This is a genomic window from Muribacter muris (assembly GCF_001038205.1).
Lineage (GTDB): Bacteria > Pseudomonadota > Gammaproteobacteria > Enterobacterales > Pasteurellaceae > Muribacter > Muribacter muris.
On the sequence record NZ_JWIZ01000030.1, the window covers coordinates 24,881 to 35,087 of the forward strand.

The 10,207-nt window shown below is 46.1% G+C and carries 8 protein-coding genes and 1 pseudogene; 3 read left to right on the forward strand and 6 right to left on the reverse strand.

The window, feature by feature from the left end:
- Positions 1–85 precede the first annotated feature (85 nt).
- From carB to carA, 6 genes and pseudogenes are all read right to left on the reverse strand, one after another.
- On the reverse strand, positions 86–3,295 hold the full coding sequence (gene carB / locus RO21_RS05710) for a carbamoyl-phosphate synthase large subunit (protein ID WP_047976835.1): 3,210 nt from the start codon (positions 3,293–3,295) through the stop codon (positions 86–88).
- Positions 3,296–3,405: 110 nt separating this feature from the next.
- The gene (locus tag RO21_RS05715; RefSeq protein WP_047976836.1) at positions 3,406–4,428 is read right to left on the reverse strand and encodes a PDDEXK nuclease domain-containing protein; all 1,023 of its coding nucleotides are present in this window, start codon (positions 4,426–4,428) and stop codon (positions 3,406–3,408) included.
- A 32-nt stretch (positions 4,429–4,460) separates the two neighbouring features.
- Positions 4,461–4,667, reverse strand: coding sequence for a PhzF family phenazine biosynthesis protein (locus RO21_RS13745; protein ID WP_241482418.1), 207 nt, complete (start codon positions 4,665–4,667; stop codon positions 4,461–4,463).
- A 95-nt stretch (positions 4,668–4,762) separates the two neighbouring features.
- A pseudogene (locus RO21_RS13750) lies at positions 4,763–4,864 on the reverse strand (PhzF family phenazine biosynthesis protein); the annotation flags it as partial.
- A 49-nt stretch (positions 4,865–4,913) separates the two neighbouring features.
- Complete coding sequence (locus RO21_RS05725; RefSeq protein WP_047976837.1) at positions 4,914–5,507, reverse strand: DJ-1/PfpI family protein; 594 nt, start codon at positions 5,505–5,507, stop codon at positions 4,914–4,916.
- Positions 5,508–5,550: 43 nt separating this feature from the next.
- Complete coding sequence (carA, locus tag RO21_RS05730; RefSeq protein WP_047976838.1) at positions 5,551–6,696, reverse strand: glutamine-hydrolyzing carbamoyl-phosphate synthase small subunit; 1,146 nt, start codon at positions 6,694–6,696, stop codon at positions 5,551–5,553.
- A 255-nt stretch (positions 6,697–6,951) separates the two neighbouring features.
- Between carA and RO21_RS05735 the strand changes: the two genes are divergently transcribed.
- The 3 genes from RO21_RS05735 (at position 6,952) to RO21_RS05745 (ending at position 10,101) form a co-directional block, all read left to right on the forward strand.
- Positions 6,952–8,250 carry an L-cysteine desulfidase family protein gene (locus tag RO21_RS05735; protein WP_047976839.1) on the forward strand — a complete coding sequence of 433 codons (1,299 nt, stop codon included), beginning with the start codon at positions 6,952–6,954 and terminating at the stop codon, positions 8,248–8,250.
- 22 nt (positions 8,251–8,272) lie between these two features.
- Positions 8,273–9,352: a calcium:cation antiporter gene (locus RO21_RS05740; protein WP_047976840.1), complete on the forward strand. Its 1,080-nt coding sequence runs from the start codon at positions 8,273–8,275 to the stop codon at positions 9,350–9,352.
- 236 nt (positions 9,353–9,588) lie between these two features.
- Entirely contained in the window at positions 9,589–10,101 is a 513-nt protein-coding gene (locus tag RO21_RS05745) for a hypothetical protein (protein WP_047976841.1), read from the forward strand.
- The last annotated feature ends 106 nt before the right edge of the window (positions 10,102–10,207 follow it).

A 10,207-nucleotide genomic window follows, 5' to 3' on the forward strand; every position in this document is an offset into this window, starting at 1 on the left:
TTTCAGGCGGGCAAATACCCGCCTGATTTTTTTGCAAGCGGTCGGTTAATAAACATTTTCTGCAAACCGACCGCTTGTTTACACACTAACCGTTCAAACCACTGTGTAGATCTTGGACGGCATAAACATCGTAGTTGCCGAGGCTGGCGATCCCTTCGGTTAAAGCGGCTGCGCCGGCAAGGGTAGTTTGAATTGCCACTTTTTGTTGCAACGCATTGCGGCGAATTGAGTGGCTGTCGGCAATCACTTCCGGCTCACCGCTCACGGTGTTGATCACCAAGGCAATTTCGCCGTTTTTGATCGCATCGACAATATGTGGGCGACCTTCTCGCACTTTATTGACGATCTGCACCGCCACGCCGTTTTCACGTAGGAATTTCGCCGTCCCCAGCGTTGCGCACAAGCCGTAGCCGTGTTCTTGCAAGCGTTTGGCGATCTCTAAAATACCCGGTTTATCGCTGTTATCAACGGAGATAAACACTTTTCCGGTTTTCGGCACACGCTCATTTGCCCCAAGCTGCGCTTTGAGGAAGGCTTCGGAGAAGGTTTTGCCTACCCCCATTACTTCACCGGTTGAACGCATTTCCGGCCCTAAAATCACATCAACGCCCGGGAATTTAATGAACGGGAATACCGCTTCTTTCACAAAATAGTGCGGCGGAATCACTTCACCCTGCACATTTTGTTCTGCCAAGCTGATGCCTGCCATTACCCGTGCAGCAATTTTTGCCAGCGGGCGACCAGTCGCTTTGCTCACAAACGGCACGGTACGGCTGGCACGAGGATTGACTTCTAACACATACACCACACCGTTTTGTACCGCAAATTGTACGTTCATCAAGCCTTTTACCCCAAGGGCAAACGCCATTGCTTTGGTTTGTCTGCGAATTTCGTCTTGGATCTCACCGCTTAACGAGTATGGCGGCAGGGAGCAAGCAGAATCGCCGCTGTGGATACCCGCCTGTTCAACGTGCTGCATAATGCCGCCGATCACAACATTCTCGCCATCGCAGATACAATCTACGTCCACTTCAATCGCATTATTTAAGAAATGATCCAACAAAATCGGGCTGTCGTTAGACACAGACACCGCTTCACGCATATATTTGTTCAATTCTTCATCGTTATATACGATCTGCATTGCCCGACCGCCCAACACATAAGACGGACGTACGACTAACGGATAGCCGACTTCGTTCGCCAGTGCCACGGCCTCCTGCGCATTGCGGGCGGTACGGTTCGGCGGCTGACGTAAGTTGAGATCATTTAAGATTTTCTGGAAACGCTCGCGATCTTCCGCCGCATCAATGCTATCCGCCGATGTGCCGATGATATTCACGCCATTTTCGTGCAACGCATTCGCCAGTTTGAGCGGGGTTTGCCCGCCATAATGCACAATCACGCCCCACGGTTTTTCCACCCGCACAATTTCCAGCACATCTTCTAAGGTGAGCGGTTCAAAATACAAGCGGTCGGATGTATCAAAATCGGTGGAAACGGTTTCCGGATTACAGTTCACCATAATAGTTTCAAAGCCGCTTTCCCGTAACGCAAGAGCGGCGTGTACGCAGCAGTAGTCAAACTCAATCCCTTGCCCGATACGGTTTGGCCCGCCGCCTAAAATCATCACTTTTTTACGGTCAGACGGATTGGCTTCACACTCTTCCTCATAGGTGGAATAGAGGTAAGCAGTGTCGGAGGCAAACTCCGCCGCACAAGTATCCACCCGTTTATAGACTGGTAAAATGCCTAAGCTGTGGCGGTATTCCCGCACCGCTTTTTCGCTGACTTTGGTGAGCTGTGCGATACGTTTGTCGGAGAAGCCTTTGCGTTTTAATTGACGGATCGCGTCCCGATCGAGATCGCTAAGCTGTTTTTTCTCTAGATCCAACTCTTCTTGCACCAAATCTTGAATTTGGATCAAGAACCACGGATCGATTTTGGAATAGTGATGCACTTCCTCCAAGCTAAAGCCTGCGCCAAATGCGTCCGCCACATAAAGAATACGGTTTGGCCCCGGATTCGCTAATTCACGGCGAATTTTTTCCGGCTCTTCCGAAAGTAAATTAAAGCCGCAAATGCCGGTTTCCAAACCTCGTAGCGCTTTTTGTAAACTTTCTTGGAACGTACGTCCCATCGCCATAACTTCACCGACTGATTTCATTTGGGTGGTTAAGCGATCGTCCGCATTGGCAAATTTTTCAAAGGCGAAGCGTGGAATTTTGGTAACAACATAGTCTAAAGTCGGCTCGAAAGAGGCAGGAATTAAGCCGCCGGTGATGTCGTTACGCAGTTCGTTCAGGGTATAGCCGACCGCCAATTTTGCCGCCACTTTCGCAATCGGGAAACCGGTTGCTTTCGAGGCAAGGGCAGAAGAACGGCTTACCCGTGGGTTCATCTCAATCACGATCATCTCGCCGTTTTCAGGGTTGATCGCAAACTGCACGTTCGCCCCGCCGGTATCTACGCCGATTTCACGCAACACCGCCAACGAGGCGTTACGCATAATTTGGTACTCTTTATCAGTCAAGGTCTGTGCAGGCGCAACGGTGATTGAGTCGCCGGTATGCACACCCATCGGGTCGAAGTTCTCAATTGAGCAGACAATAATACAGTTATCCGCTTTGTCCCGAACCACTTCCATTTCGTACTCTTTCCAACCGAGTACCGATTGTTCGATCAGCAATTCGTGGGTCGGTGAGGCTTCAAACCCTCGTTCACAAATCGCCATAAATTCATCTCGGTTGTACGCAATACCACCACCTGAACCGCCCATTGTGAAAGACGGACGGATCAAGGTTGGGAAACCGACCTGCTCCTGCGCCGCTAACGCTTCTTCAAAGCTATGTGCCACAAAGGATTTCGGCGTATAAAGCCCGATTTTTTCCATTGCTTCTTTAAAGCGGCCACGATCTTCGGCTTTATCGATCGCATCTTCCGTTGCCCCGATCAGCTCGACATTGTATTTTTTCAACACGCCGTGGCGGGAAAGATCCAACGCACAGTTCAACGCTGTCTGTCCGCCCATTGTCGGTAAAATCGCATCAGGACGTTCTTTTTCAATAATTTTTTCAACGGCTTGCCATTGGATCGGTTCAATATAAGTTACGTCCGCCATATTCGGATCGGTCATAATGGTTGCCGGATTGGAATTGACCAACACCACCTTATAACCTTCCTCACGCAACGCTTTACACGCCTGTGCACCGGAATAGTCAAACTCACACGCCTGCCCAATCACAATCGGGCCAGCTCCAATAATCAAAATCGTGTTTATATCATTACGTTTTGGCATAGTTTTCTCTCTTTGTTGTAAATAGGTTGTGATTGAGGTCTCCCTCATTGCTGACAAGCGGTCAGTTTATGCCTCTTTTTTGCAAAAAATGGCTCAAATCTTACCGCTTGTTAGCCACTAAACTGTTGTTCAAAGGCAATTTTCTGATTCTCAATTTCTCTCACCAATTCTTCTTCGCTCGGCAAATAATGAACGTATTTGCTGGCGAACAGTTGGGCGTTATCATTTAATACCGAATATTTGGCAACCACACTGTCCGTTTCAGTACACAACAATAAGCCAATAGTCGGGTTATCACTCGGCTGTTTTTGCAAATCATCATACATTCGCACATACATATCTAATTGCCCGATGTCTTGGTGAGTGAGTTTGTCTGTTTTTAATTCAACCAGCACAAAACATTTGAGAATGTAGTTGTAAAACACTAAATCAATGTAAAAATCGCTGGTTTCGGTTCGGATATGTTTTTGGCGAGCGACAAATGCAAAACCTTTGCCAAGTTCCAACATAAACTGCTGTAAATTATCAATCAGCGCTTTTTCCAACTCCTGTTCGGAATACGCCATATTAGCGGGCAGTTGTAAAAACTCTAAAATCGTTGGATTTTTAAATAGATCCTTTGCTTGCAAAGGTTCGGATTTTTGTTGCATTTCTGCTTCGACTAATGACTTATCCTTGCTTGCAATCAACCTATCATAATAAAGGGTTGAAATATTGCGATCTAAGGTTCTAACCGACCAATGATTTTCCGCCGCTTCGGTTAAATAATAAGTACGGGCTTCAGCGTTTTGGACTTTTAATACCCGTTGAAAATGCGACCAAGTTAATTTGGCGAACACTGTTCGCCATTTTGGATAATCAGGGAACAATAAATAAAACTGGCGAATTTCCCGTAAAGATCGATAGCTAAATCCCTTTCCAAATGTACTGGTTAATTCAATAGAAAGTTTTTTTAGCACTGCCTTACCATACTCCGCCCGTTCCTTGCCATTTTGTTCTTCCTGAACAATCCGCTCGCCGATTTTCCAATAGGCGTCAACCATCGCAGAATTAACCGCAACATACGCTTGCTGGCGAGCCTCTGCTAAAATCTGCTTTATTTCGTGAATATAGCTCTTTGTAAGAACAGCCATTGCAAAAAAATCTCCCGATTCAACCGCTTGAATTACGCCAATCTAAATACGCCTTCACCAACTTCAACCACATTCCCGCCGACGTAAATAGTCTGCTGTGCGTCTAGGGTTAAATATAGGCGGTTCGGTCTGCCCATTTGATCCCCTTGCCGGATAAGACAGGAAAGGGGAAAGCGACCTTGCGCCAAAAAATATCCGCCCAAATTGGCACACGCCGAGCCTGTTCCACTATCTTCCAATAGCGTACCATTGGCGGCATAAAAGAAACGGGCATCAATATTGCCGTCTTGTTCATACCATAAATACAGGGCTGTGCGGCAATTTGTTGCATTTCCGTATCGCTTAACCCGTCCGCTTCAGGAAATACCGCTAACGGATTGCCACCAAATTGGGATTCGGCAAACACATTCACTAATTTAAAAGCATAATGACGCATTCTCGTTTCATCTCATTTTGCGAAAAAATTGATATATCTGACCGCTTACCTAGCAATAACGTGCCGCAAAATCATCTTTATTCGGATCTTGATTCCAATGGTATTCGGTGTGAATAGCGATCTGCGTTGCCAGTGATTCGCCATACTGATCACCGATAAAACCAAGTACCATATCCATTCCGGCAGATACACCTGACGAGCTATAAAATTTTCCATCCCGCACCCAACGGGCAGCCTGCTGCCAATTTACCTGATTATTGGTCTGCTTAACCCATTGAAATGCGGCTTTATTTGAGGTTGCCGTTTTACCGTTTAAACGGGAAGTCGCCGCCACCAATGCCGCACCGGTACAAATACTTAAGCAAAATCGGGCATCATCAATCAGCTTCGTTAACCACGCTAAAAATGCACAATGATTAACCAATAAGCGTGTACCTTGCCCGCCCGGTATCACCAAAATACTATTTGGTGGCAAGCGTCCGCAGGTTTCCGTCTGAATACAAAACCCTTGACGGCTTGTTATCCAACCGCCATTAAGCGAAATATAGTGGAGTTGCACGTCGGGCAAGCGGGCTAAAAACTCAACCGGACCCATTAAATCAAGGGTTTCGTAGTCATCAAATCCGACAAAGTAGATATTCATCCGCCCTCCCCGTAGCCTTCCGCCTATTTCAGCTTATTCCGCTTTAAGCGCTTTGCTTCGCCTTTCTCAGTTCGTCAATAAATCGGTCAAATAAATAGGCGACATCATTCGGGCCGGGGCTGGCTTCCGGATGCCCTTGGAATGAGAACGCCGATTGGTCGGTTAATTCAATGCCTTGCACCGAGTGATCAAATAAGGAACGGTGAGTTACCCTTACATTTGCCGGCAGGCTGGCTTCATCTACTTCAAAACCGTGGTTTTGGCTGGTAATCAATACTTTATTGCTATCCAGATCTTGTACCGGGTGGTTTGCTCCGTGGTGTCCGAACGCCATTTTTTTAGTTTTGCCGCCGACCGCCAAGCCGAGTAGTTGATGCCCAAGGCAAATGCCAAATAACGGTTTTTTAGTGGCTAAGAGTGTTTTGATAGACTCAATCGCATAATCACACGGCTCCGGATCGCCCGGCCCGTTAGAGAGGAAAATCCCGTCCGGATTAAGCGCCAATACTGCTTGAGCAGAGGTTTTTGCCGGCACTACGGTAATACGGCAGCCCCGTTCAGCCAACATTCGCAAAATATTGCGTTTTACGCCGTAATCGTAGGCAACAATATGAAACTCCGCATTCTCCTGATCGTTAAACGCTTTACCGCCGTTGCTGACCGGCAAATGCCATTCCCCTTCCGTCCATTGATACAATTCCTGACAGCTCACCTCTTTAGCTAAATCTTTCCCTGCCATTGAACCGAAACTTTTCGCCAATTCTAATGCTTTTGCTTCATCTGTGCCCACCAAAATACAGCCCGCTTGTGCGCCTTTATCTCGCAAAATGCGGGTCAAGCGGCGGGTATCAATATCGGCAATCGCCACAATTTTGTGTTTAACCAAATAATCGGAAAGGGAAGAATGAGAGCGGAAATTGCTATGAATAAGAGGGAGATCACGAATGATTAAGCCGGCAGCGTGGGGTTTGGTTGCTTCTTCATCTTCTTCTGTGGTGCCGGTGTTACCGATATGCGGATAAGTGAGGGTAACAATTTGATAAGTATAAGAGGGGTCGGTCAAAATCTCTTGGTAACCGGTCATTGCGGTATTAAAAACGACTTCACCAATGGTATGTCCTGAATAACCGATCGACTTTCCGTGAAAAACTGAACCGTCTGCGAGAACAAGAATGGCAGGTTCAAACATATTTTATTTACTCCTAATTATGAATCTGTGGATAAATGATGATTCGCCAAGAAGTAGGCGGCTAAGTTTAATAGAGCAAACGTTTGCTTTCAAGCTATAATTTACAAAAGTCCGGTGAAACGGCACAAAATGAAAAAATTATGCACTTATTTTGCATTTTAATTCACAATTATGCAAGACAAAGGCAAAATTTTTATTTTTCAAACCCATACAAGCGGTTAAAATATCCCTATTTTTTGCAAACCGAGATCAACAATGACAAACTTCGACTTTGGCGAGCAGCTCATTGCGATTGTAAAGCGAGATGTTGCCCCTGCGTTAGGCTGTACCGAGCCGATTTCCCTCGCCCTTGCCTGTGCGATTGCGGTGCAGCACTTAGATTCCAACCTTCTGAAAATACAGGCAAAAGTTTCCCCCAACCTGATGAAAAACGGAATGGGTGTTACTGTGCCCGGCACAGGTATGGTCGGGTTGCCGATTGCCGCAGCGATCGGGGCAATTGCCGGCGATGCGCAAGCGGGTTTAGAAGTTTTGAAAAAAATCCAGCCGCACGATGTCTTGCAAGCTAAAGCAATGCTGGCGGAAAACAAGGTCAGTGTGGATATTGCCAATGTCGATTACCCACTCTATTCGGAAGCACTGTTGCTGGGTGAAAACGGCTGGGTGAAAGTCTGTATTCAAGACTCGCACACCAATGTGGTGTTAATTGAGAAAAACGGCGAGGTGATTTTCGCACAACCGCCTCAAACGGTGGAATTACAAGACGACAGCCAATTTTTCAACCGTTTATCCGCTCAACACATTTATGATTTCGCAATGCAAGCACCGCTAGAACGCCTTACCTTTATCGCTGAAGCGGCAAAATTAAACAGTGCTTTGTCGGCGGAAGGGTTAGCCAAAGAGTACGGCTTACATATCGGGCGAACCTTGAAAAAGCAAATTGAACTTGGGTTAATGTCTGATGACTTACTCTCTCGCATTGTGATTGAAACTACCGCCGCCTCCGATGCCCGTATGGGCGGGGCATTATTACCGGCGATGAGCAATTCCGGCTCCGGTAATCAAGGCATTGCCGCTACAATGCCTTCGGTGATTGTCGCCCGTTTTGTGCAAGCCGATGACGAACGGCTGATTCGGGCGTTATTTCTGTCGCACACTATTGCGATTTATATTCATAGCAAATTGCCTAAACTGTCGGCATTATGCGCCGTAACAACGGCGGCAATGGGCAGTGCCGCCGGTATGGCATATCTGCTGAACGGCAATTTTCAGGCTATCAGTATGGCAATTTGCAGTATGATTGGCGACATCAGCGGCGTACTCTGCGACGGGGCGGCAAACAGTTGTGCAATGAAAGTCTCTACCGGTGTCTCCGCCGCCTACAAAGCGGTGCTGATGGCGTTGGACAATAGCCGTGTTACCGGCAATGAGGGGATCGTTGAACATTGCGTGGATAAATCCATTGCCAATTTATGTGCGATTGCTACTAAAAGTATGGTGTATATGGATCGTCAAATTATTGAAATTATGAGTGCCAAAGGGCAAGAGTGTTAATTTTACAAAAGGAAAATCTATTATGGCTTCAAAAGCACATTCGGCATTGCCGATTTGGTCGGTCGTATTGCCGATCTTGGCGTGGGTAATTTATTTTATCGGTATTCAGGATAATCTTTGGCTACAACTGGGCGGCGGAGCATTGCTGATTGGCAGCGTATTGTCTGCCGTTCACCACGCCGAAGTTGTCGCCCATAAGGTCGGCGAACCGTTCGGGACAATCATTCTTGCGCTCGCCATCACGATTATTGAAGTGGCGCTGATAGTCTCTTTAATGATCGCCGGTGGTGATAATGCCTCTTATCTGGCTCGGGATACAGTCTTTTCAGCGATTCTGCTGATTTTAAACGGCATTCTCGGCGGCTGTTTGCTGATTGGCGGCTTGAAGCACTATATTCAAACCTTCAACAAAAAATCGATAAGTACCGCATTAGTCACCCTGATGTCCATTCTTGTCTTAACGATGATCTTGCCGAACTTCACCACCAGCACGGCAGAAGGCACTTACTCCGCATCGCAGCTTATCTTCGTGGCAATCGCATCGCTAATCCTCTATTTTGCGTTTATTATGATGCAAACGGTCAGACACCGTGATTACTTCTTAGCGGACGATGACAACCCTGCCCACCACGCCGAACCACCGTCAAGTAAAGTGGCGTTAATCAGCCTTTTACTGCTGATTGTCTGCCTCGGCATTGTCGTCTTGTTGGCAAAAGGGCTTTCGCCGGCAATCGAAAGTATGGTTGTCAGTGCCGGTGCGCCGCTCTCATTGGTCGGGGTGATTATCGCCGCCGTTGTGCTAATGCCGGAAGGGCTTGCCGCACTCACCGCCGCCAGCCGTAACCGCCTGCAAACTAGCGTCAATCTCGCCTTAGGCTCTGCTCTTGCCAGTATCGGCTTAACCATTCCGGCGGTGGTCATCGTCTGCTTAATGTACGACATCAACCTTGTGTTAGGCTTAGACTGGAAATCAATGGTACTACTGGCGCTCTCCGCCTTTGTGGTAATGGTTTCCCTCAACCACGGCAAATCAAATATGTTATACGGCGTGGTATTACTGGTTAATCTCGCCGCCTATGTCTTCACCGTGATTGTGCCGTAATTAAAAACAGCAAGCGGTGAGTTCCCGCTTTTATTGACAAAATAACGCAAATTTCATCCATTGAAATTTAGCCTCTCCTTAAAACCTGATGCCAATAAACCGGGATCAGGTTTTTCCATATAACATCTGTCTTTAAATAAAATGTCTGTTTTTTAGGCTGATTTTGTGAGCGACATCACATTATATTATCTAACCATCTGCTACACTTGGTAAACCATACTAAAAGGAGAGCGGTTATGTTAAGAAAAATAGGCTTATTTGGTGTGATTATCTTGTTGCATTTTAAATCTTTCGCTGCCGATAATTTATCGCTCATTCAAAACAATAATGAGCTAACCATAAATTATCAAATAGACAATGCAACTGATATTAACATAAACAAGATGTTACACAGTTTACTCATCAAAGAAAAAACAACTACTCACTCTCCAAACGGTCATTTTAAGGTAACTATTCGCATAGAATCAAAAATATCGAAAGAATTTTACGATACACTCAGACTATACAGTAACGGTGAATTTCTGTTATATCGTGATTATCTTCTGCCGGAGCAAATAACCTATCAAGATAATACAAAAATAAATATCAAAGATGATCGCTACCCGTCTATTTCTATTTTAGAGAATCAAGAAAAGCAATATATTATCGGGAAACGATATATTTTCTTTGGTAAGCGAGAAAAAATTAAAATATTAGGGTTAGACAATAATATTGCGTTTAAACACAAAATCACTGTTGCGAGCCACTAAAATTGCGAAAATGAACCACTAAAAAAGCGAAACAAATCCCCCCCCTCATTTTTTCTTAGTTGTAGTGGTTCATCTTTATCCCCAGTTCACAATATCGCCTATCCGC

What these genes read in the sequence shown, in the direction of transcription:
- carB (WP_047976835.1), bottom strand. Translation starts at nt 3,295, where the DNA reads ATGCCAAAACGTAATGATATAAACACGATTTTGATTATTGGAGCTGGC.
- RO21_RS05715 (WP_047976836.1), bottom strand. Translation starts at nt 4,428, where the DNA reads ATGGCTGTTCTTACAAAGAGCTATATTCACGAAATAAAGCAGATTTTA.
- RO21_RS05725 (WP_047976837.1), bottom strand. Translation starts at nt 5,507, where the DNA reads ATGAATATCTACTTTGTCGGATTTGATGACTACGAAACCCTTGATTTA.
- carA (WP_047976838.1), bottom strand. Translation starts at nt 6,696, where the DNA reads ATGTTTGAACCTGCCATTCTTGTTCTCGCAGACGGTTCAGTTTTTCAC.
- RO21_RS05735 (WP_047976839.1), top strand. Translation starts at nt 6,952, where the DNA reads ATGACAAACTTCGACTTTGGCGAGCAGCTCATTGCGATTGTAAAGCGA.
- RO21_RS05740 (WP_047976840.1), top strand. Translation starts at nt 8,273, where the DNA reads ATGGCTTCAAAAGCACATTCGGCATTGCCGATTTGGTCGGTCGTATTG.
- RO21_RS05745 (WP_047976841.1), top strand. Translation starts at nt 9,589, where the DNA reads ATGTTAAGAAAAATAGGCTTATTTGGTGTGATTATCTTGTTGCATTTT.